The organism is Streptomyces alfalfae (assembly GCF_004127445.1).
Taxonomy (GTDB): Bacteria; Actinomycetota; Actinomycetes; order Streptomycetales; family Streptomycetaceae; genus Streptomyces; species Streptomyces alfalfae.
Genome location: NZ_QEXM01000043.1, coordinates 317227 through 339012, shown reverse-complemented (window position 1 = coordinate 339012; position 21786 = coordinate 317227). Strand labels below are relative to the sequence as shown.

General features: G+C 73.6%; 17 protein-coding genes. 16 read left to right on the top strand and 1 reads right to left on the bottom strand.

Going from position 1 to position 21786, the window contains the following annotated elements; genetic code table 11:
* Nucleotides 1–128: 128 nt before the first annotated feature.
* On the bottom strand, nucleotides 129–1160 hold the full coding sequence (locus DCW30_RS24420; RefSeq protein ID WP_076683533.1) for an Rv2578c family radical SAM protein: 1032 nt from the start codon (nucleotides 1158–1160) through the stop codon (nucleotides 129–131).
* A 217-nt stretch (nucleotides 1161–1377) separates the two neighbouring features.
* On the opposite strand from DCW30_RS24420, the gene DCW30_RS24415 reads away from it, so the two are divergent.
* From DCW30_RS24415 to DCW30_RS24340, 16 genes are all read left to right on the top strand, one after another.
* Entirely contained in the window at nucleotides 1378–2625 is a 1248-nt protein-coding gene (locus DCW30_RS24415; RefSeq protein ID WP_076688663.1) for an SLC13 family permease, read from the top strand.
* Between the two features lie 94 nt (nucleotides 2626–2719).
* Entirely contained in the window at nucleotides 2720–3172 is a 453-nt protein-coding gene (locus DCW30_RS24410; RefSeq protein WP_062780505.1) for an SRPBCC family protein, read from the top strand.
* Nucleotides 3173–3358: 186 nt separating this feature from the next.
* Nucleotides 3359–5827 carry an MFS transporter gene (locus DCW30_RS24405; protein ID WP_418347009.1) on the top strand — a complete coding sequence of 823 codons (2469 nt, stop codon included), beginning with the start codon at nucleotides 3359–3361 and terminating at the stop codon, nucleotides 5825–5827.
* A 149-nt stretch (nucleotides 5828–5976) separates the two neighbouring features.
* The gene (locus DCW30_RS24400) at nucleotides 5977–8418 is read left to right on the top strand and encodes an ATP-binding SpoIIE family protein phosphatase (RefSeq protein WP_076683532.1); all 2442 of its coding nucleotides are present in this window, start codon (nucleotides 5977–5979) and stop codon (nucleotides 8416–8418) included.
* A gap of 89 nt (nucleotides 8419–8507) precedes the next feature.
* The gene (locus DCW30_RS24395; RefSeq protein ID WP_076683529.1) at nucleotides 8508–9233 is read left to right on the top strand and encodes a class I SAM-dependent methyltransferase; all 726 of its coding nucleotides are present in this window, start codon (nucleotides 8508–8510) and stop codon (nucleotides 9231–9233) included.
* A gap of 129 nt (nucleotides 9234–9362) precedes the next feature.
* Nucleotides 9363–10073 (top strand): GntR family transcriptional regulator, encoded by a 711-nt coding sequence (locus tag DCW30_RS24390; RefSeq protein ID WP_076683527.1) that lies wholly within the window; start codon nucleotides 9363–9365, stop codon nucleotides 10071–10073.
* Complete coding sequence (locus DCW30_RS24385) at nucleotides 10070–10972, top strand: dihydrodipicolinate synthase family protein (RefSeq protein WP_076683523.1); 903 nt, start codon at nucleotides 10070–10072, stop codon at nucleotides 10970–10972. Before DCW30_RS24390 ends, DCW30_RS24385 begins: the two co-directional genes overlap by 4 nt.
* Entirely contained in the window at nucleotides 10969–12723 is a 1755-nt protein-coding gene (araD, locus tag DCW30_RS24380) for an L-arabinonate dehydratase (RefSeq protein WP_076683521.1), read from the top strand. Before DCW30_RS24385 ends, araD begins: the two co-directional genes overlap by 4 nt.
* 158 nt (nucleotides 12724–12881) lie before the next feature.
* Nucleotides 12882–13847, top strand: coding sequence for a carbohydrate ABC transporter permease (locus DCW30_RS24375; RefSeq protein WP_062780493.1), 966 nt, complete (start codon nucleotides 12882–12884; stop codon nucleotides 13845–13847).
* Nucleotides 13844–14716 (top strand): carbohydrate ABC transporter permease, encoded by an 873-nt coding sequence (locus DCW30_RS24370; RefSeq protein WP_076683516.1) that lies wholly within the window; start codon nucleotides 13844–13846, stop codon nucleotides 14714–14716. The genes DCW30_RS24375 and DCW30_RS24370 overlap by 4 nt, the downstream gene beginning before the upstream one ends.
* On the top strand, nucleotides 14713–15924 hold the full coding sequence (locus DCW30_RS24365; RefSeq protein ID WP_076683515.1) for a Gfo/Idh/MocA family protein: 1212 nt from the start codon (nucleotides 14713–14715) through the stop codon (nucleotides 15922–15924). The genes DCW30_RS24370 and DCW30_RS24365 overlap by 4 nt, the downstream gene beginning before the upstream one ends.
* Nucleotides 15921–16781, top strand: a complete 861-nt coding sequence (locus DCW30_RS24360; protein WP_076683514.1) for a DUF6807 domain-containing protein — start codon at nucleotides 15921–15923, stop codon at nucleotides 16779–16781. The genes DCW30_RS24365 and DCW30_RS24360 overlap by 4 nt, the downstream gene beginning before the upstream one ends.
* Nucleotides 16782–16801: 20 nt before the next feature.
* The gene (locus tag DCW30_RS24355) at nucleotides 16802–18334 is read left to right on the top strand and encodes a glycoside hydrolase family 43 protein (protein WP_076688659.1); all 1533 of its coding nucleotides are present in this window, start codon (nucleotides 16802–16804) and stop codon (nucleotides 18332–18334) included.
* A 111-nt stretch (nucleotides 18335–18445) separates the two neighbouring features.
* Entirely contained in the window at nucleotides 18446–19774 is a 1329-nt protein-coding gene (locus tag DCW30_RS24350; RefSeq protein ID WP_373569121.1) for an ABC transporter substrate-binding protein, read from the top strand.
* Nucleotides 19771–20502, top strand: a complete 732-nt coding sequence (locus DCW30_RS24345) for a rhamnogalacturonan acetylesterase (RefSeq protein ID WP_079249921.1) — start codon at nucleotides 19771–19773, stop codon at nucleotides 20500–20502. Before DCW30_RS24350 ends, DCW30_RS24345 begins: the two co-directional genes overlap by 4 nt.
* The gene (locus tag DCW30_RS24340; protein WP_076683505.1) at nucleotides 20499–21779 is read left to right on the top strand and encodes a pectate lyase family protein; all 1281 of its coding nucleotides are present in this window, start codon (nucleotides 20499–20501) and stop codon (nucleotides 21777–21779) included. The genes DCW30_RS24345 and DCW30_RS24340 overlap by 4 nt, the downstream gene beginning before the upstream one ends.
* Nucleotides 21780–21786: the final 7 nt, after the last annotated feature.

Here is a 21786-nt window from a genome sequence, read left to right as displayed (position 1 = left end):
CGGGGCGAGATCCGGGCCGTGCACGGTACGACCTCGGATGCATCGTCCCCGAAGAGAGCGCCGGGACCGGGTTGCTCTGCTGGTGAATGCCCCGAAAGGAGCAATGGGGGCAAGCCGGCGCCGAGCCCTCACAGCAGGGTGAGCTGCGCGGGGCCCGCGGGTTCCGGCTGCTCCGGCACCGGGATCCGCCGGGCGGCACCCGCGCGCGAGGGGCCGATGCCGAACTCCTCGGCCAGCTCGTGCACATGGCGGGTGACGCGCCGCTGGTACCACTTCGGGGCGTAGGCCCCTTCCGCGTACAGCCGCTCGTAACGCCGTACGAGATGAGGGTGGTGCTGCCCGACCCAGGCCATGAACCACTCGCGCGCCCCCGGCCGCAGGTGCAGCACCAGGGGCGTCACCGAGGTCGCCCCCGAGGCGGCGATGGCCCGCACCGTGGCGCGCAGCTGGTCGGGGTGGTCGCCGAGGAAGGGGATCACGGGGGCCATCAGGACCCCGCAGCCGATGCCGTGCTCGCTCAGCGTGCGGACGACGTCCAGGCGTCGCTCGGGGGCGGGCGTGCCCGGCTCGACGGTGCGCCACAGCTCGCGGTCGGTGAAGCCCACCGAGACGGAGATGCCGACGTCCGTCACGGCGGCGGCCTCCCGCAGCAGGTCGAGGTCGCGCAGGATCAGCGTGCCCTTGGTCAGGATCGAGAAGGGGTTGCCGTGGTCGCGCAGGGCCCTGATGATTCCCGGCATGAGGCGGTAGCGTCCCTCGGCCCGCTGGTAGCAGTCGACGTTCGTGCCCATGGCGATGTGGTCGCCGTGCCAGCGGGGCGAGGCCAGCTTGCGCCGCAGCAGCTCGGCGGCGTTGACCTTGACGACGATCTGGCTGTCGAAACCGAGTCCGGTGTCGAGGTCGAGATAGCTGTGGGTCTTGCGGGCGAAGCAGTAGACGCACGCGTGCGTGCACCCCCGGTAGGGATTGACCGTCCATTCGAACGGCATCCGTGACGCGCCGGGCACGCGGTTCACGATCGACCTGGCCCGTATCTCGTGGAAGGTCATTCCCGCGAACTCAGGGGTGTCGAAGGTGCGGGTATGAATCGCGTCCGCGCCGAACAGCGCGGCGTCGGCCGGGCCCTGACGCGGTCCGTCGGAGAGATTCTCCCAGCGCATGACGCCTCCTAGGTAGCACTGACCACAGAATAGAACACATGTTCCCTTGATCGTGCGACCCACGCCCCCGAGCCCTCGACCCACGCCGCCGAGCCCGTCACCCACGCCGCCGAGCCCGCCACCCACGCCGCCGGGGCCGGGCCCGCCACCCCGGCGTTCGTCCGGATCCACCTCCCCACCTGGGGCGGAGCCCGGGGCGCCAGGGATGATGCGCAGCATGCTCGTCGAGTTCCTGTCGGCCGCCGCCCTGGCCGTCGTCCTGATCTGTGCCGTCGTACGCCCCTTCGGCCGCTCCGAGGCCGTCTTCGCGGTGCCGGCCGCCGCGCTCCTGGTGGTGGCGGGGGTGATCCCCTGGGCGGACGTGCGGGACGAGGCCGCGCGGCTCGGCCCCGTGATCGGCTTCCTCGCCGGCGTCCTGGTGCTCGCCAAGCTCTGCGCCGACGAAGGCCTCTTCCACGCGTGCGGCACCTGGATGGCACGCCGTGCCGCGGGCCGCCCGCGGACCCTGCTCGCCGCCGTCTTCGGGCTCGCCTCGGTGATCACCGCCGCGCTCAGCCTGGACGCCACCGTGGTCCTGCTCACCCCGGTGGTCTTCGCCACCGCGGCCCGCATGGGCGCCCGGCCCAAACCACACGTCTACGCCAGCGCCCACCTGTCCAACACGGCCTCGCTGCTGCTGCCCGTCTCCAACCTCACCAACCTCCTCGCGTTCACCGCGACCGGGCTGAGCTTCACGCGCTTCGCGCTGCTCATGACGCTGCCCTGGCTGGTCGCGATCGCCGTCGAGTACGCCGTCTTCCGCCGGTTCTTCGCCGCCGACCTCGACGCCCCCGTCAGCGGCGAGGACACCGGGGAACCGCCCGAGATGCCGCTCTTCGCCCTGGTCACCGTCGCCGCCACGCTCGCCGGATTCGCGCTGGCGTCCACCGCCGGCGTCGACCCCGCCTGGTCGGCGGCGGCCGGCGCCGCCGTGCTCGCCGTCCGGGCGCTCGTGCGGAGGCGCACCACACCGGACGCCATCCTGCGCTCGGCCTCGCTGCCCTTCCTCGCCTTCGTCCTCGCCCTCGGCGTCGTCGTCAGGGCCGTCGTCGACAACGGCCTCGGCGACGCCCTCGGCGGGCTCCTCCCCGACGGCTCGTCCCTGCCCGCGCTGCTCGGCGCCGCGGCCGTCGCCGCGCTCCTGGCCAACCTGATCAACAACCTGCCCGCCGTCCTCGCCCTCGTCCCGCTGGCCGCGCCGTCGGGCCCCGGCGCGGTCCTCGCCGTCCTGCTCGGCGTGAACATCGGGCCCAACCTCACCTACGCCGGGTCCCTCGCCACCCTGCTCTGGCGGCGCATCGCCCATCAGCACGAACACCGCGTGCGCATCGGGGAGTTCACCCGGCTGGGGCTGCTCACCACCCCGGCCGCGCTCGTCCTGTCGACCGTCGCGCTGTGGGCCGGACTCCGGCTGCTGCCCGGCTGAGCGCACCCGCGGCACGACCCCGATTTGGGGGCCCGGCGCGCCGGGTGGTTGGCTTTCCGTGAACTCCCCGAGAAACCAAGCTGGAGGAAGTCCCATGGCGCAGGTCGAAGCTGTCACGGAGCGGGTCGTCGCGGCGAAGCCGGACGAGGTCTTCGACGCGCTCGCCGACTACGAGGGCACCCGCCCGAAGATCCTCTCGGAGCACTTCAGCGAGTACGAGGTGCGCGAGGGCGGCGACGGCGAGGGCACCCTCGTCCACTGGAAGCTGCAGGCCACCAGCAAGCGCATCCGCGACTGCCTCCTGGAGGTCAGCGAGCCGACCGACGGTGAGCTGGTCGAGAAGGACCGCAACTCCTCCATGGTCACCACCTGGACCGTGACCCCGGCCGGCGAGGGCAGGTCGCGCGTGGTCGTCTCCACCGTGTGGAACGGCGCGGGCGGCATCGGCGGCTTCTTCGAGAAGACCTTCGCGCCCAAGGGCCTCGGGCGGATCTACGGCGCGGTGCTCGACAACCTCGCCCGCGAGGTGGAGAAGCCGGCCGCCTGACCCCCGCCGGACCGTTTTCACGCTCACCGTTTCGAGTGGTTTTCCGTTCGGTCCCGTTGTACGCCGTAGGGCTCCCACCGGCGCTGATGTCCGCGCGGCCCCCGCAGGGGCAACTCGTCGCGCTTGCTCGTAGTTGTCGCGTAATGCGAGAAATGGGCGGCGCAGGCGCGACGAGGGGAGCAGTACGTGGGCGGGACGACGCCGGTGAAGGCCGCCGGGCGGAAGGGCGCGGCGGCCGTGGAGACAGCGCCGCTGCCGCCCCGTGGGCCGCGGGCCGGCCAGGCGCCGCCTCCACCACCTGATCCGGCGGCGCTCGGGCTCAGCCCCCGCCGCGTACGGATGGTCTTCTTCGGGCTGATGCTGGCCCTGCTGCTCGCCGCCCTCGAACAGATGATCGTCGCCACGGCGCTCCCCAAGATCGTCGGGGAGCTGCACGGCCTGGACAAGATGTCCTGGGCCATCACCGCCTATCTGCTGACCTCCACCATCGGCCTGCCCATCTACGGCAAGCTCGGCGACCTCTTCGGCCGCAAGGGCGTCTTCCAGTTCGCGATCGTCGTCTTCGTCGTGGGCTCGGCCCTCGCCGGCTGGTCGCGGACGATGGACCAGCTCATCGCCTTCCGCGCGATCCAGGGCGTCGGCGCGGGCGGCCTCATGATCGGCGTGCAGGCGATCATCGCGGACATCGTGCCGCCCCGGCAGCGCGGCCGGTACATGGGCCTGATCGGCGCCGCGTTCGGCCTCGCCTCGGTCGCCGGACCGCTGCTCGGCGGCTTCTTCACCGACCACGCGTCCTGGCGCTGGTGCTTCTACTTCAACGTGCCCTTCGGCCTGGTCACGCTGCTCGTCATCACCCTCGTGCTCAAGCTGCCCAAGCCTGCGGGACGGGCCCGCATCGACGTGCTGGGCGCGCTGCTGCTCGCCGCCGCGTCGACCTGCCTGGTGCTGCTCACGAGCTGGGGCGGGACCGAGTACGCGTGGGACGACCGGGTCATCCTCGGGCTCGCCGCCGGGGCGGTGGCCGGCGGCCTGCTGTTCCTCGTCGCCGAGAAATTCGCCGCAGAACCGATCATCCCGCTGCGCCTCTTCCGCGACCCGGTCTTCAACATCACCGGCCTCGTCAGTGTGATCGTGGGCGTCGCCCTCTTCGGGGCGGCCAGCTATCTGCCCACGTTCCTGCAGATGGTCGACGGCGCGAGCGCCACAGAGTCGGGCCTGCTGATGCTGCCGATGATGGGCGGCCTCGTCGGCGCCTCGGTCATCTCCGGACAGCTCATCACCCACACGGGCCGCTACAGGATCTACCCGGTCCTCGGCGGCGCCCTCTCCGTCGTCGGCATGTGGCTGCTGTCGCGGCTGGAGGCGGACACCTCCCGGGTGCAGTACAGCCTCTGGATGGCGGTCCTCGGCGCGGGCATCGGCTTGGTCATGCCCGTCCTCGTCCTCGCCGTGCAGAACGCCGTGCGCCCCGCCGACCTGGGCACCGCCACCAGCGCCAACAACTACTTCCGGCAGATCGGCGGCAGCGTGGGCGCCGCGATCTTCGGCACCCTCTTCGCCGACCGGCTCGCCGACGCCCTCGCCGAGCGCGTCCCCGCGGGCTCCGGCCCCGCCGACGCCGAGTCGCTCACCCCGCAGCTCGTCCACGCGCTGCCCGCGCCGGTGCGCGAGGGCTATGTCCTGGCCTACGCCGACGCGATGCCCCGCATCTTCCTCTACCTCGTGCCGGTGCTCCTCCTCGGCACGCTGATCGCCTTCTTCCTCAAGGAGACCCCCCTCTTGTCCGCGTCCGCGCCCACGCCCCCGCCCGGCACCGCCTTCCCGAGCGCCCCCTCTCCCGGCGCGGCCGCCGCCGGGTCCGCGCCCATCCCGCAGGCCCGCGCCACGGCGCACCCGGCGGGCGTCCCCGTCTGCGGCGCCGTGCAGCACGCCGACGGCACCGCGGTGCCCCGCGCCGCCCTGACCCTCATCGACGTCGCCGGGCAGCAGATCGGGCGCGGCGCGAGCGGCGAGGACGGGCGGTACGCCCTGGTCACGCCGGGGGCGGGGTCCTTCGTGCTGATCGCGGCGGCCGGCGGGCACCAGCCGCAGGCCGTGACCGTCACCGTCGGCGAGCGTCCCGTCGAGCTGGACGTGGTGCTCGGCGGTGCGGGCCGCCTCGCGGGCACGGTGGTGACGGCCGACGGGACGCCGGTCAGGGACGCCGCCGTCACCCTCACCGACGTGCGCGGGGAGGTGGTCGCCACCACCCGCAGCGGGCGCGAGGGCGGCTATGTCATCACCGAGCTGGTGGCCGGCGAATACACCCTGGCGGCCAGCGCCCCCGCCTACCGGCCCGCCGCGCTGCCCGTCAGCGTGCAGGCCTCGCGGGAGACCCGCCAGGACGTGGAGCTGGCGGGCGGCGCGGTGCTGCGCGGCACCGTGCGCGCCGGTGGCGGCCGCCCCGTCGAGGACGCGCGCGTGACGCTGCTCGACGCCGCGGGCAACGTCGTGGACACCCTCACCACGGAGGCGGACGGCACGTTCCGCTTCGTCGACCTGTCGTCCGGCGAGTACACCGTCATCGCGGCGGGCTATCCGCCGGTGGCCACGGTCCTCCAGGTCGCGGGCGGCGGCCGCACCGAGCGGGACCTCCAGCTCGGCCACGAGGACTGAGGCCGGGGCGGGGCCCTGGGGGGGGGGCGTACGCCGGAGGACGCCGACGTCCGGCAAATTCGCCATTGCCCCCCACCGCGACACGCCCCGGTCGTACCGTGGGTGATGGCGCCTCAGATTCTCGCGCCGCCGCGGGAAGGAGCACGGCCATGGGACAGGGCACTCCGGACGGACCGGTGGAGCGCGGTGCCGTGGCGGGGCGCATACCGCTGGCCGTGGTCGTCGTCGACGCCGCCGGTCTCGTCTCGCACTGGAGCGTCGGCGCGCGCCGCCTCTTCGGCTGGGCCAAGGGGGAGGCGGTCGGCCGCCCCGTGGGCGACCTGCTGCCCGTGCACGGCGCGATCCCCGAGGACCACGAGCGCTACGGGGCCCACGACGGCCTCGGCCCCGACCTGGAGACCTCCCTCGACCGCCGCATCGCCTACCCGGCGGCCGGACGCGCGCGGCTGACCGCACCGGGGCCGCGGGGCGACCGCGCCGATGTGCTCTGGTGGGCGTACCCCCTGGCCGGACCGGGCCCCGAGCGGCTGCTCGTGCTGGCGGCCGACGCCGCGCCGTCGGCCGGGGCCGAGGAAGGACGGCGCGAGGCGCGGGCGGGGCACGGCGGGCGGGCCGAGCGCGTCGCGCCCGGCTTCGCCCCGCACACGGACTTCCCCGGGGCCGACGAGCTTGCGGGCCGGCTGCCCGAGATCCTGCCCGGCATGAGTGTGGGGGACAGCTCCCGCATCGTCGCCCAGGTTCTCGAACTGGGCTATCCGGTCCTGGAGTTCAGCCACCACGACCGGGTGCCGGTCACCCCCGACTGGGGTGTCGCGAGGCGGGCCGAGCGCAAGGCCCGCAGGGAGCGCGCCGAGCGGGTCGCGGCGCACGGCCTCCCCGCCGCCGGGCCGGACGACGAGGGCGAGGACCTGGAGTACGCGGCGGTGCGCGAGCGCCTGGAGTTCCTGAACGAGGTCAGCGGGCGCATCGGCTCCTCGCTCGATCTGTCGCGCACGATCACGGAGGTCAGCAGGGCGGTCGTGCCGCGCTTCACGGATGTCGCGGGCACCTATCTGCGCGAGCAGGTCGTGGCGGGCGAGGGCTTTCCGGAGGGGCCGCCGGACGAGACCACCCTGTGGCACCGGGTCGCCGTGGAGCACACCGACGAGCCGGGCCGCTGGGACGACGTCGTGCCGGTCGGCGAGTCCATGCCCTTTCCCGCGCACACGCCGTTCTTCCAGTGCATGACCTCCGGCGACCCGGTGCTCGTGCCGCGCATCACCGAGGAGATGGGCAACGCCATCGCCTCGCAGTTCGAGAAGCGCGACATCCGGCCGCTGATCAACCACCGCTCGATGCTCGTCGTACCGCTCAAGGCGCGCGACGTGGTGCTCGGCTTCATGATCCTGCTCCGTCACCGGGAGCGGCCCGTCTTCAACGACATGGACCGCGTCACCGGCACCGAACTGGCCGCCCGCGCGGGCCTCGTGCTCGACAACGCCCGCATGTACACCTACCAGGAGAGCGTCGCCGACACCCTCCAGGACAGCATGCTGCCGCACATCGAGCCGCGCATGTCCGGCTGCGACATCGCCACCCGCTACCTGCCGGGCACGCTCCTCGGCCGGGTCGGCGGCGACTGGTTCGACTCCGTGAAGCTGCCGGGGTCGAGGACCGCCCTCGTCGTCGGCGACGTGATGGGGCACGGCCTCAACTCGGCGGCGATGATGGGTCAGTTGCGCACGGCCGTGCAGACCATGGCTGCTCTCGACCTGCCGCCCGAGCAGCTCCTGCGCAACCTCGACGACCTCGCGCAGCGGCTCGGCGAGCACTATCTCGCGACGTGTCTGTACGCGGTCTACGACCCGATCGCGGGCGAGCTGCGCCTCGCCAACGCGGGCCACATACCGCCCGTCCTGGTCCGTGCCGGTGACGGCCGCAGCGAACTCCTCGACCTGCCCACGGGGGCGCCCATCGGGGTCGGCGGCGTCCCCTTCGAGTCGGTCCGCGTGCGCGTGGCGCCGGGAGACCGGCTGCTGATGTGCACCGACGGCCTGGTGGAGGTGCGCGGCGAGGACATCGGCGTCGGCCTCGCCACGCTCACCGAGTCCGCCGCGCATCCCGCCGCGTCCATGGACGACGCCTGCGACGCGATCATACGGGCCCTCAACGCCGGCGGCGCCCGCAAGGACGACGTGGCGCTCCTGATGGCCCGGCTCAACGGCATCCCGGGCGAGCACGTGGCGCAGTGGCGGTTCGCCCCGGACCCCAGCGAGGTCGGCAGGGCCCGCGAGCTGGTGCGCGGGCAGCTGCGGGCCTGGTCGCTCCAGGAGCTCGCCGACACCGCGGAGCTGCTGGTCAGCGAGCTGGTCACCAACGTCGTACGGCACTCACGCAGCAGCCGCGTCGATCTGCGCCTGGTCCGCTCCCGGGCGCTGACCTGCGAGGTCGAGGACGACGACCACATGCTGCCGACGCTGCTCAGCGCGGGCCCCGACGACGAGTCGGGGCGTGGCCTGCGCGTCATCAGCGCGCTCGCCGCGGAGTGGGGCACGAGCCGGACGAACCACGGCAAGACGGTCTGGTTCGAACTGCCCCTGCCCACCCGGTGACCGGGTGCCTTGTGGGTGCGCCCCCGGCGCGGTAGACCGATCCGACGGTCCGCCGCGGCGGACGACCGTCGCACCCCGGGGAGCCCCGCATGAGCGTCACGAGTCGGTACAGAGAGGCCTGGGAGGCGTTCTGGAGCGCGGCGCCCGCCGAGTCGGGCGCCGTCATCTGGGACGCCGAGCCCGCCCTCGCCGCGGCCCGGCACCTGGCCCTGTTCGCACCGCACCTCGGGTCCGGCGAGCGGCCCCTGGTCGACCTCGGCTGCGGCAACGGCACCCAGACCCGCTACCTCGCCGGCCGGTTCCGCCGCGTCATCGGGGTCGATCTGTCCGCCGCCGCGATCGAGCACGCCCGGCGCGCCGACCCCGCGGGCAGGGCGGAGTTCCGGCGGCTCGACGCCGTGGAGGCGGACGCGGCAGGGCTGCTCCACACGGAGCTGGGGGACGCCGACGTCTATATGCGCGGCGTGCTCCACCAGTGCGATCCCGCCGACCGGCAGCCCCTGGCCGACGCCATCGCGACGCTGACCGGCGAACGCGGCAGGGCCTTCCTCGTCGAGCTGTCCGAGGCGGCGGGGCCCGTGCTCCGCGGTCTCGCCGGGAGCGCCGGCGGGCCGCCGCCCAAGCTCGCCCCCGTCTTCGCGCACGGCCTCACGCCCGCCGACGTGGTGGACGACGCCGTGCCCCGCCATCTCGCGGCGGCGGGGCTGGCGGTCCTCGCCGAGGGGGAGCTTCCGCTGGTCACGACCGAGTCCGCGGCCGACGGCAGCCGCATCGAACTGCCCGCGCGCTGGCTGGTGGTGGGGCGGTCCGGCTGACCCGCGCGGACAACTCATCGCGTTGGTTTCGTCAGAACCGTTGACGAACCCCGGGCGCCCTCTTAGCTTCTACGCGTCGTACTTCGTACGTCATATATGAGACGCGATATGTGAGATCTGAGGGTGCCCATGACGTCCGTCCCGACCTCGACACCGGCGGCTGCCGCGCCGGCCCCGGTGCCGATCCCCTCACGTACGCAGTACGTGCTCGAATCCGTCAAACACCGCATCCTGACGGGTGAGTTGGCCCCGGGGCAGCCCCTGATCGAGACGGAACTCGCCCGCGAGTACGGCGTCTCCAAGACGCCCGTGCGCGAGGCCCTGAAGACCCTCGCGGGGACCGGCCTCGTCGAGATGAGCCAGTACAAGGGCGGGGCCGTGCGCACCGTCGACGCGGCCATGGCCCGCGAGGTCTACGACGTGCGGCTGCTCCTCGAACCGGAGGCGCTGCGCCGCACCGTGCTGCGCGGCGCCCCCCTGGAGGCGGCGCGCGAGGCGCTGGAGCGGGCCGACGCCGCCGACGACGCGGCCGAACGCTCCCTGGCCAACCGGGAGTTCCACCGCGCCCTCTACATCGACTGCGGCAACCCGCTGCTCGGACGGCTCCTCGACGGCGTGCGGGACCAGGCCGCACTCGTCTCCGCGGTCGCCTGGGCCGCCGACCCCTCGTGGGCCCGCGAGGCCACCGAGCACGAGCAGATCCTGCGGCTCGCCCTCGCCGGGGACCAGGACGGGGCCGCCGAGGCCCTGCACCGGCACATCGAGTCGTTCGTGCGGCGTGCCTTCCCCGGCGAGGTCCCCGGGCAGGTCACCGGCCCCGGGAAGGGGGAGGCGAAGTGAGCTTCGAGACGCAGCGCGCCGCGCTCGCCGACGTCGTGGCCATCCCGGTGACGCCGTTCACCGAGGACGGCCGCATCGACCGCGCGGCCCACCGGGTCATCCTGCGCCGGCTGCTCGACGGCGGCGTGCGCACCCTCACGCCGAACGGCAACACCGGCGAGTTCTACGCCCTCTCGCCCGCCGAGCGCCGTGAGGTCGTCGAGCTGACCCACGCCGAGGCCGCGGACCGCGCCGTGCTGCTCGCGGGAGTGGGCCACGACGTGCCGACCGCGGTCGCCGCCGCCCGGCACGCGAAGGGGCACGGGGCGAGCATGGTGATGGTCCATCAGCCCGTCCACCCCTACGTCTCCGACGCGGGCTGGGTCGCCTACCACCGGGCGGTCGCGGAGGCCGTGCCGGACCTCGGCGTCGTCCCCTACCTGCGGGACGCGGGCCTGCCCGGCGCCCGGCTCGCCGAACTCGCCGACGCCTGCCCCAACGTCATCGGCGTGAAGTACGCCGTGCCGGACGCCGCACGCTTCGCCGGGTTCGCGCGGGACGCCGGGCTCGACCGCTTCGTCTGGGTCGCCGGACTCGCCGAGCCGTACGCGCCCTCGTACTTCTCGGCGGGCGCCACCGGCTTCACCTCCGGGCTCGTGAACGTCTCCCCGGCGCTGTCGCTGCGCATGATCGAGGCGCTGCGCGACGGCGACCACCCGCTGGCCATGAAGGTGTGGGAGCAGATCCGCCGCTTCGAGGAGCTGCGGGCCGCCGACGGCTCCGCGCACAACGTCACGGTCGTCAAGGAGGCCCTCGCGACGCTCGGCCTGTGCCGGCGCGACGTGCGGGCGCCGAGCAGCCTGCTGCCGGACGCCGAGCGGGCAGAGGTGGCCGCGATCGTCCAGGGGTGGTCCCTGTGACCGGGCCCGCGGCGGAGCGGGGCGGGGCGCCGCGGGAGCTGCGGAGCAGCCAGTGGTACGGCGACGGCGTCTCCTCGGGGCTGCGCTCCTTCAGCCACCGCGCCCGCACCCGCCAGCTCGGCTACCTCCCCGAGGAGCACCTGGGCAAGCCCGTCATCGCGGTGCTCAACACCTGGTCCGACATCAACCCCTGCCATTCCCACCTGCGCGACCGCGCCCAGGCCGTCAAGCGCGGGGTGTGGCAGGCGGGCGGCTTCCCGCTGGAGTTCCCGGTCTCGACGCTCAGCGAGACCTTCCAGAAGCCGACCCCGATGCTCTACCGCAACCTCCTCGCCATGGAGACCGAGGAGCTGCTGCGCTCCTACCCGGTGGACGGCGCCGTGCTGCTCGGCGGCTGCGACAAGACGACGCCCGCGCTGCTCATGGGCGCCGCCAGCGTCGACCTGCCCGCCGTCTTCGTGCCGGCCGGTCCGATGCTGCCGGGCCACTGGCGGGGCGAGACGCTCGGCTCGGGCACCGACATGTGGAAGTACTGGGACGACCACCGCGCCGGGCTCATCGGCGACTGCGAGCTGACCGAACTGGAGAGCGGCCTCGCGCGCTCACCCGGGCACTGCATGACGATGGGCACCGCCTCCACCCTCACCGCGGCGGCCGAGGCGCTCGGCGTGACCGTGCCCGGCGCGTCCTCGGTCCCCGCGGTCGACTCCGGGCACGACAGGATGGCGGCGGCGTCCGGACTGCGGATCGTCGACCTCGTCCGCGCCGGCCGGCGGCTCTCGCACATCCTGACCGCGGACGCCTTCGAGGACGCGGTGACCACGGTCCTCGGGCTCGGCGGCTCCACCAACGCCGTCATCCACCTCATCGCGATGGCGGGGCGCGCCGGGGTCCGGCTCACGCTGGACGACTTCGACCGCATCGCCCGTACGGTGCCGGTGCTCGCCGACGTCAGGCCGGGCGGCGAGAAGTACCTCATGGAGGACTTCCACTTCGCGGGCGGTCTGCCGGGCTTCCTGTCGCGCATCACCGACCTGCTGCACCTGGACCGGCCCACCGTCGCCCACGACACCCTGCGCGAGCAGCTCGCCGGGGCCCGCGTGCACGACGAGGACGTCATCCGGCCGCGGAGCAACCCGGTCGCCGGCGAGGGCGGCGTCGCCGTGCTGCGCGGCAACCTCTGCCCCGACGGCGCGGTCATCAAGCACATCGCCGCCGAGCCCCGGCTGCTGCGGCACACGGGCCCCGCCGTCGTCTTCGACGACTACCGCACGATGCAGCGGACCATCCACGACCCGTCCCTCGGCATCACGCCCGACCATGTGCTCGTGCTGCGCGGGGCGGGCCCCAAGGGCGGGCCGGGCATGCCCGAGTACGGGATGCTGCCGATCCCCGACTACCTGCTCAAGCAGGGCGTGCGGGACATGGTGCGGATCTCCGACGCGCGGATGAGCGGCACGTCGTACGGCGCGTGCGTGCTGCACGTGGCGCCCGAGTCATACGTCGGCGGGCCGCTCGCGCTGGTCCGCACCGGGGACCCCGTCACCCTCGACGTCCCCGGACGCACCCTCCACCTCGGCGTGGACGACGCCGAGTTGGCGCGCAGGCGCGCCGAGTGGACGCCGCCACCCGCCCGCTACGAGCGGGGCTACGGGGCGCTCTACAGCGAGCAGATCACCCAGGCGGACACGGGCTGCGACTTCGCGTTCCTCGCGAGGCCGGGCGTCGTGCCCGATCCGTACGCGGGCTGAGCCCCCGCACCCCTTCGCTCCTTGCCCCACCCCGCCCTTTTACGTGTCCGGTATTTCGAACGCTGTGCGGAAAGCGCTTCACCCCCGGCTTCTCCGACAGCTTCACGCACCTCACGCACCCCACGCACCCCACGCACCTCCACGATCGGAGAACTGTCATGGCACAGGCCGCAGCCGTGGCGAAGCCACCGCCGAGTACCGCGCAGCCGCCGCCCGGCAAGGAGCGCCGACGCCGGCGGGGCGCCGGGGCGAGCCCGCGCCGCCTGCCGTACCTGCTGATCGCCCCCGCCGCCCTGCTGATGCTCGGCTTCATCGCGTACCCGGTGATCAGCGTCTTCTACTACAGCCTGCGCCACTACAACCCCACCAAGCCGTGGCGCGACGGGTTCGCGGGCCTCGACAACTTCGTCACCGCCTTCACCGACGACCCCGACTTCTGGCGCACGCTCGGCTTCAGCCTCCAATGGGTCGCCGTCGAGGTCGTGCTGCAACTGCTGCTCGGCCTCGCGCTCGCCCTCCTGGTCAACCAGACCTTCGTGGGGCGCGCCCTGGCCCGCGCCCTGGTCTTCTCGCCGTGGGCCGTGTCCGGCGTCCTCACCTCCACGATCTGGCTGCTGATCTTCAACTCCCAGACCGGCATCACCCGCTACCTCGCCGACATCGGCATCGGCTCGTACGGGACGTCCTGGCTCTCCGACACCGGCACGGTCTTCCCCGCGGTCGTCGTCGCCGAACTCTGGCGCGGCGTCCCCTTCTTCGCCATCCTCATCCTCGCCGACCTCCAGTCCGTCTCGAAGGACCTGTACGAGGCGGCCGAGGTCGACGGCGCGAGCCGCTGGCGGCAGTTCTTCCACATCACGCTGCCGCACCTGAAGGACGCGATCATCCTCTCCACGCTGCTCCGCGCCGTCTGGGAGTTCAACAACGTCGACCTGCTCTACACCCTCACCGGCGGCGGTCCGGCCGGCGAGACGACGACGCTGCCGCTGCGCATCGCGTCCATCGCCGTCGACTCGCACGACTTCGGCTACGCGTCCGCGCTGACCGCCATCGCCTTCGTGATTCTTCTCTTCTGCTCGCTGCTGTATCTGCGGCTCAGCAAGTTCGGGGGCCAGGACACATGACCGCCACACTCACCGCGCCGGGCAAGGCCGCGGCCGACGCGGGCACCGGCTCCACCATGATCGGGCGGACGCCGCGCCGGCAGATCTACCTGCCGCTCGGGCTGTACCTGCTCTTCACCCTGATCCCCTTCTACTGGATCCTGCTCTTCGCCGTCCGCCCCACCGGCTCCACCTCGCTCGTGCCGTGGCCCATCACCTTCGAGCACTTCGACAAGGTGTGGACCGAGCGCAGCTTCGCCACCTTCTTCCAGAACAGCCTGCTCGTCGGCGTCGTCTCCATGGTGATGACCACGCTCGTCGCCCTCGCCGGCGGCTACGCGCTGGCCCGCTTCGACTTCCGGATCAAGCGCGGGTTCATGCTGGCGCTGCTCTGCTCGCAGTTCATCCCGGGCGCGCTGATGCTCGTGCCGCTCTTCGAGATCTTCGCCGAGCTGCGGATGATCAACTCCCTGGCCAGCGTCGTCATCGCCGAGACGGTCTTCCAGCTCCCGCTGTCGATGATCCTGCTCAGCGGCTTCATCAAGAACGTGCCCTACGTCCTGGAAGAGGCCGCCTGGGTCGACGGCTGCGGACGCTTCCGCGCCTTCTGCGCCGTCGTCCTGCCGGCGCTGCGGCCCGGCCTGATCGCGGTCGGCTCCTTCGCCTTCGTCCACAGCTGGAACCACTTCCTGTTCGCCCTGATGTTCCTCAGCGACCAGGGCAAGCAGACGATCCCGGTGGGCCTCGCCACGCTGATGGGCGCCGACAGCGTCGACCTCGGGGCGCTCGCCGCGGGCGGCGTGGTGGCCGCCGTGCCCGTCGTCATCGTCTTCGCGTTCATCCAGAAGTGGCTGGTCACCGGGTTCAGCGCGGGGGCGGTGAAGGGATGAGCGCGCACCCGCTCGACCCGCGCCACGCGCTGTCCGTGGTCCTCGCGGGCGCCCGCGGCCACGGCCGATGGCACCTGGAGAACATCCGCCGCCTCCAGCGGGACGGCCACGTCCGCCTGGTGGGCGTCTGCGAGCTGCGCCCGCTGGACGACGAGGAACTGACCGGCTTCGGCGCGGTCGCGCAGTCCGACGACCTCGCCGGGCTGCTCGACGCCACGGGCGCCGCCGCCGCCGTCATCTGCACCCCCATCCCGACCCACACCGACCTCGCGCTCACGGCGGCGGCACGCGGCGTCCACGTCCTCCTGGAGAAGCCGCCCGCCCCCTCGTACGCGCAGTTCCGGCGGATGGCCGACGGCGCCGCCGCCGCGGGCGCCGCCGTCCAGATCGGCTTCCAGTCGCTCGGCTCGCACGCCCTGCCCGCCATCCGCCGGCTCCTCGCCGAAGGGGCGATCGGCGAGATCACGGGCGTGGGCGGGGCCGGGGCCTGGGTGCGGGACGAGGCCTACTTCCGGCGGGCCCCCTGGGCCGGGCGGCGGCGCATGGACGGCGCGGACGTGGTCGACGGCGTCCTGACCAACCCCCTGGCGCACGCGGTGGCCACGGCCCTCGCCCTGGCGGGCAGCGCCACCGCCGAGGACGTCACGGCCGTGGAGAGCGAACTCTTCCGCGCCCACGCGATCGAGTCCGACGACACCTCGTGCGTACGGATCTCCACGGCGTCCGGCGTCACGGTCGCCGTCGCCGCGACACTGTGCGCGCACACGCAGGAGGAGCCCTACGTCGTGGTGCACGGCAGCGAGGGCCGCATCACCTTCTGGTACAAGCAGGACCGCGTCCTGGTGCGACGCGGCGCCGGCATGGCCGCGGGACCACCCGCCCTGTACGGCAGGACGGACCTCCTGCGCAACCTGGCCGACCACCTGCGGGGCGAGGCGGAACTCCTGGTCCCGCCCGCGGCCACCGGCGCGTTCATGCGCGTGGTCGAGGCGGTGCGGGTGGCGCCGGACCCCCGGCCGCTGCCCGCCGACGCGTGGCGCGCCGCGCCGGGGGAGCACGCCGAGCGCCGGGTCGTCCACGGCGTCGACGGCCTGGTGGCGGTGGCGGCGGACTCGCTGTGCCTGTTCTCGGAGCTGGGGGCGGACTGGGCCCTCCCGCGCCCCCGGCCCTCCCACGGTGACCTCCACGACGAGCTGAGGACGCGATGAGCCCATCCCCGCACCAGAGCCCCGGCTCCCTCGCCCTGCGCTGCGCCGGGCGGCCCGTGGCGCGCTACACCGTCCGGCCCGAGCTGGGCCGCAGCGCCGCGCCCCGGCCCTACCTCCACCCCGTCACCACCCTGGCGGGGACCCCCGTCACCGAGGAGCGCCCCGGCGACCACCCGCACCACCTCGGGGTCGGCGTGGCCGTGCCCGACGTGGCCGGGCGCAACTTCTGGGGCGGGCGGACCTTCGTGCGCGGTCAGGGGCCGACGGAACTCGACAACCACGGGGTCCAGCGCCACCAGGCGTTCAAGCTGCGGGACCCCGACGGCTTCGTGCAGGAGATCGCCTGGGTGGCCGACGGCGGGCTCCTGCTGCGCGAGCGGCGCACCGTGGCCGCCGTCGAACTCACCGACACCGCCTGGGCGCTCGACCTCACCTTCTCGCTGACCAACGCCACCGGCGCCGAGCTGACCATCGGCAGCCCCGCCACCAACGGCCGCCCCGGCGCCGCGTACGGCGGCTTCTTCTGGCGCGCCCCCAAGGCGGCCGCGCCCCCGGCGGTCTTCACCCCCGAGGCCGACGGGGAGGAGGCCGCGCACGCCTCGCCCGCGAAGTGGCTGGCGCTGGCCGGGGACGGCTGGACGCTGGTCTTCGCCGGGGCCACCGCGCAGACCCGCCGCGACCCGTGGTTCGTGCGGGCCGCGGAGTACCCCGGCGTCGGCTCCTCGCTGGCGTCCGCCGACCGGCTGCCGGTCGCCGCGGGCGACACGGTCGTACGCCGGATCGTCACCGTCGTGGCCGACGGCACCCTCGACCGCGGCGAGGCGGCGGCCCTGGCCCGCAAGGCGGTGACGGCATGAGCGAGCCCCACGGCGCGGCCATGGCCGCCCGCCTCACCGGTGACCTCGGTGACGGCGCCTACCGCAACCCCGTCCTCGCCGCCGACTGGTCCGACCCCGACGTCCTGCGGGTCGGCGACGACTTCTACCTCACCGCCTCCAGCTTCGGCCGGGCCCCGGGCCTGCCCCTGCTGCACTCCCGCGACCTCGTCAACTGGACGCTGATCGGCCACGCCCTGGACCGCGTGGAGCCGGCGGAGGCGTTCGCCGTGCCCCGGCACGACTGCGGGGTGTGGGCGCCGTCCCTGCGGCACCACGACGGACGGTTCTGGATCTTCTGGGGCGACCCCGACCACGGCGTCTACCAGGTCAACGCGGCCTCCGTGCGCGGGCCCTGGAGCCGGCCGCACCTCCTCAAGCCCGGCAAGGGCCTGATCGACCCCTGCCCCCTGTGGGACGAGGAGAGCGGCGCCGCGTACCTCGTGCACGCCTGGGCCAAGTCGCGGTCCGGCGTCAAGAACAGGCTCACCGGCCACCGCATGAGCCCCGACGGGCGCGAACTGCTCGACGAGGGGGAGGTGATCGTCGACGGCGACCGGATACCCGGCTGGTTCACCATCGAGGGGCCCAAGCTCTACCGCCACGACGGCTGGTTCTGGATCCTCGCCCCCGCGGGCGGCGTCGCCACCGGCTGGCAGGGCGCCTTCCGGTCCCGCCGCTTCCACGGGCCCTACGAGCAGCGCGTCGTGCTCCAGCAGGGCGCCACCGACGTCAACGGCCCCCACCAGGGCGGCTGGGTGCGCACCCCGGCCGGCGAGGACTGGTTCCTGCACTTCCAGCAGCGCGGCGCCTACGGCAGGGTCGTCCACCTCCAGCCGATGCGGTGGGACGCCGACGGCTGGCCGGTGCTCGGGGACGACGGCGCCCCCGTCGACGTACACCCCAAGCCGGGGCTGCCGCCGCAGCCCCGCTCCGCCCCCGCCACCCACGACGACTTCCCCGGCGGCCGCCACGGCCCCCAGTGGCAGTGGACCGCCAACCCCCGCACCGGCTGGGCCGCCACGCACGCGGGAGACGGGCTCCGGCTGTCCTGCCTCCGGTCGGCGCGCGCCCGGGACCTGCGCGCCCTGCCGCACACCCTCACCCAGCGCCTGCCGCTGCGGCCCTGCTCCGTCGAGGTGGAGCTGCGCCTGGACGCCGGGTCGCCCGGGGCGCGGGCCGGGCTCGCGGTGCTCGGGGACGCCTACTCCTGGATCGGCCTGGAGCGGGGCGACGACGGCGCCGCCCGGCTCGTGCACCGCTTCGCCGAGGCGGGCGCGGAGGCGGAGCGGGACGCCGCGCCACCGCGCCCGGCGCCCGACGGCACGGCCCGGCTGCGGATCGACGTCACGGAAGGGGCGCGCTGCCGCTTTAACGCCGACACCGGCGGCGGCTTCGAGCCCACCGGGGCGCCGGTCTTCGCCGCGACGCCCTGGCGCTGGGTCGGCGCCCTGCTCGGCCTGTTCGCGGTGGCGGAGGACGGCCGGGGCCCCGCGGGCGCCGCCCTGTTCACCCGTTTCCGCATCACGCACTGACGCGGCACGGCTCGCGGGCCGCGCCCCGACGAGGCGCGGCCCGCGGCCCCCGCGGTCACCCACGTACAGCACAGCCCGACACCACACGAGGAAAGAGCCGCAGCCATGACCATGAGCAGCAGACGCCGCGCCACCGCCGCGCTCGCCCTGACCACCGCCCTCGCGCTGACCGCCACCGCCTGCGGTGACGACGGCAGCGGAGCGGCAGGGGACAAGGGCGGCGAGGGCAGCGGCAAGGGCGAGATCGTGTTCTGGGACAACAACACGGCCGTCCGGCAGGACATCTGGCAGGAGATCATCAAGGACTTCGAGAAGGCCAACCCTGACATCGACGTCACGTACGTCGGGGTGCCCGCCGAGAACGTCCAGTCCAAGTACGACACCGCCATCCAGGGCGGCGGCCTCCCCGACGTCGGCGGCGTCGGCGCGGCCATGCTCGCCGGGATCGCCGCGCAGGACGCCCTCGAACCGCTGGACAAGCGCCTCGACAAGAGCCCGCTGAAGGGACAGCTGAACCCGGCGATGGTCGACAGCGTGCGCTCGGCGGGCGGCGGCGTCGAGCTGTACACCGTGCCGACCTCCGCGAGCAACGGCGTCCTGTACTACCGCACGGACCTGTTCGAGGCCGCGGGCCTCGACGCGCCCACCACCTGGCCGAAGTTCTACGAGGCCGCGAAGAAGCTCACCGACAAGGGCGCCAACCGCTTCGGCTACACCATCCGCGGCGGCGAGGGCTCCATCGCGCAGGCGCTCGACGCGATGTACGGGCAGTCCGGCATCGGTGACTTCTGGGACGGCGACAAGACGACCGTCAACGACCCCGAGAACGTGGCGGCCCTGGAGAAGTACGTCTCCCTCTACAAGCAGGCCACCCCGTCCGCCGACCTCAACAACGACTTCACCAAGATGGTCGCCCAGTGGGACAGCGGCCAGATCGGCATGCTCAGCCACAACCTCGGCTCCTACCAGGACCACGTGAAGGCGCTCGGCGAGGACACGTTCCGCGGCCTGCCCAACCCGACGACCGGCGCGGGCGTCCGCGTCCAGGTGTCCAACCCCGTCGACGGGCTCGGCCTGTTCAAGTCGAGCAAGAACAAGAAGGCGGCCTGGAAGTTCATCGAGTTCGCCGCGTCCCACGAGTCCAACAGCAAGTGGAACGAGTCGGCGGGCGCCATCCCCGCCAACACCGAGGCCGCCCAGGATCCCTGGGTGAAGAAGTCCGAGCCCACCAAGCTCGCCGCCGAGGCCCTGAACGACGGCTCCCTGAAGATCGTGCAGCTGCCCTACTACCTGCCCGACTGGAACACCATCAGCAAGGCGGAGAACGAGCCGAACCTCCAGAAGGTGATGCTCGGCAAGATGTCCGCCAAGGACTTCCTCGACTCGCTCGCCGACCAGCTCAACGAGGCGCAGGCGGAGTGGAAGAAGGAGCGGCAATGACCGCTGCGGGCCCCGGCCGGCGGACGCTGTACCTCGCGGGTGACTCCACCGCCGCCCAGAAGTACGCGTCCGCCGCGCCCGAGACGGGCTGGGGCATGGCCCTGCCCTTCTTCCTGCGCCGCGGGCCGGCTCTCGCCAACCACGCGGTGAACGGCCGGAGTTCGAAGAGCTTCGTCGACGAGGGCCGCCTCACCGCGATCCTCGGCGAGATCCGTCCCGATGACCTGCTGCTCATCCAGTTCGGCCACAACGACGAGAAGCGCGAGGACCCCGCCAGGCACACCGAGCCCTGGACCACCTACCAGGACTACCTGCGGCAGTACGTGGCCGGGGCGCGGGCCCGCGGCGCCCGGCCCGTGCTGCTCACCCCCGTGGAGCGCAGGCGCTTCGACGAGGGCGGCTCCGCCCTGCCCACCCACGGCGACCACCCGGACGCGATGCGCGCCCTGGCCGCCGAGGAGGGCGCGGCGCTCCTCGACCTCCAGGCGCTGACCCTCGCGCTCTGGGACGAGCTCGGCGCGGAGGAGACGAAGCGCTACTTCAACTGGACCGTGTCCGAACAGGACAACACTCATTTCAACCCGCCCGGCGCGATCGCCGTCGCGCGCCTGGTCGCCGCGGAACTGCTGCGCCGCGGGGTGCTCTCCCGCGGCGACGTGCGCCGCCTCGACGACGCGGTCCCCGCGTCCTGGATCACCTGGCCGAGAACGCCGGAAGAAGGAGCATGACGATGCGCGTCGCCCTCACCCTGCTCGCGGGCTGCACCGCCCTCGCCCTCGCCGCCCCCGCGACGGCGTCGGCGCGCCCGGCGCCCGCGCGCGACACCCTGCCCGCGCGCGACGGCTGGGCCTCCGCCGACGGCGGCACGACCGGCGGCGCGGGCGCCGGAGCCGCCCGCACCCACTCGGTCACCACATGGGAGGAGTTCACCGCAGCGCTCTCCGCGGGCGGCGACGGCCCCCGGGTCATCGAGGTCGAGGGCGTCCTCGACGCCACCGGGCCGGGCGGCTGCGCGGCGTTCGAGGCGGAGGGGTACGACTTCGCGGAGTACCTCGCCGCCTACGATCCGGCCGTGTGGGGCAGGGACCGGCCGGTCAGCGGCGAGCAGGAGGAGCTGCGCGCGGCGTCGGCGGCCCGCCAGGCGGCGGCCGTCACGGCGTACATCCCGTCGAACACGACCGTGGTGGGCGTCGGCCGGCACGCCGGGATCGTCGGCGGCAGCCTCCGGATCAAGGGCGCGGACAACGTCGTGGTCCGCAACCTCACCCTGGAGAGCCCCCTCGACTGCTTCCCGCAGTGGGACCCCACCGACGGGGAGCGGGGCGCCTGGAACTCGGAGTACGACAGCGCGGTGGTGCACGGCTCCACGCACGTATGGCTCGACCACAACACCTTCACCGACGGGGACCACCCCGACAGCTCGCTGCCCTCCTACTACGGGGAGCTGTACCAGCGGCACGACGGCGAGCTGGACATCGTGCGGGGCGCCGACCTCGTCACCGTCTCCTGGAACGTCTTCGCCGACCACGACAAGACGCTGATGATCGGCAACAGCGACGGCGCGGGCGACACGGACCGCGACAAGCTCCGCGTCACGCTCCACCACAACCTGTTCAGGGACGTCGTGGAGCGCGCCCCGCGCGTGCGCTTCGGCAAGGTCGACGCGTACAACAACCACTACGTCGTCCCGCGCGAGGGCTACCAGTACTCCTTCGGCGTCGGCGCCGAGTCCCGGCTCGTGGCCGAGGCCAACGCGGTCACCCTGCCGACGGGGGTCGGCGCCGGACGCGTCCTGAAGAAGTGGAAGGACGCGCCCGTCACCGCTGGGCACAACCACGTCAACGGCAGGCGCGTGGACCTCGTCGCCGCGCACAACGCGGAGTTCCCGCAGGACGCGCTCCGCTCCGGCGCGGGCTGGCGGCCCCACCTGCGCACGCACGTCGACCACCCCCGCGCGGTGCCCCGCCTGGTGGGCCACCGCGCGGGGGCGGGCAGACTGCGCTGACGTCCCG

Bases quoted from the DNA above. Each gene is read 5' to 3' on its own strand.
- DCW30_RS24415 (WP_076688663.1), top strand. From the start codon at position 1,378: ATGCTCGTCGAGTTCCTGTCGGCCGCCGCCCTGGCCGTCGTCCTGATC.
- DCW30_RS24340 (WP_076683505.1), top strand. From the start codon at position 20,499: ATGACGATGCGCGTCGCCCTCACCCTGCTCGCGGGCTGCACCGCCCTC.
- DCW30_RS24365 (WP_076683515.1), top strand. From the start codon at position 14,713: ATGAGCGCGCACCCGCTCGACCCGCGCCACGCGCTGTCCGTGGTCCTC.
- DCW30_RS24395 (WP_076683529.1), top strand. From the start codon at position 8,508: ATGAGCGTCACGAGTCGGTACAGAGAGGCCTGGGAGGCGTTCTGGAGC.
- DCW30_RS24355 (WP_076688659.1), top strand. From the start codon at position 16,802: ATGGCCGCCCGCCTCACCGGTGACCTCGGTGACGGCGCCTACCGCAAC.
- DCW30_RS24370 (WP_076683516.1), top strand. From the start codon at position 13,844: ATGACCGCCACACTCACCGCGCCGGGCAAGGCCGCGGCCGACGCGGGC.
- DCW30_RS24410 (WP_062780505.1), top strand. From the start codon at position 2,720: ATGGCGCAGGTCGAAGCTGTCACGGAGCGGGTCGTCGCGGCGAAGCCG.
- DCW30_RS24345 (WP_079249921.1), top strand. From the start codon at position 19,771: ATGACCGCTGCGGGCCCCGGCCGGCGGACGCTGTACCTCGCGGGTGAC.
- DCW30_RS24400 (WP_076683532.1), top strand. From the start codon at position 5,977: ATGGGACAGGGCACTCCGGACGGACCGGTGGAGCGCGGTGCCGTGGCG.
- DCW30_RS24360 (WP_076683514.1), top strand. From the start codon at position 15,921: ATGAGCCCATCCCCGCACCAGAGCCCCGGCTCCCTCGCCCTGCGCTGC.
- DCW30_RS24375 (WP_062780493.1), top strand. From the start codon at position 12,882: ATGGCACAGGCCGCAGCCGTGGCGAAGCCACCGCCGAGTACCGCGCAG.
- DCW30_RS24390 (WP_076683527.1), top strand. From the start codon at position 9,363: ATGACGTCCGTCCCGACCTCGACACCGGCGGCTGCCGCGCCGGCCCCG.
- DCW30_RS24350 (WP_373569121.1), top strand. From the start codon at position 18,446: ATGAGCAGCAGACGCCGCGCCACCGCCGCGCTCGCCCTGACCACCGCC.
- DCW30_RS24420 (WP_076683533.1), bottom strand. From the start codon at position 1,160: ATGCGCTGGGAGAATCTCTCCGACGGACCGCGTCAGGGCCCGGCCGAC.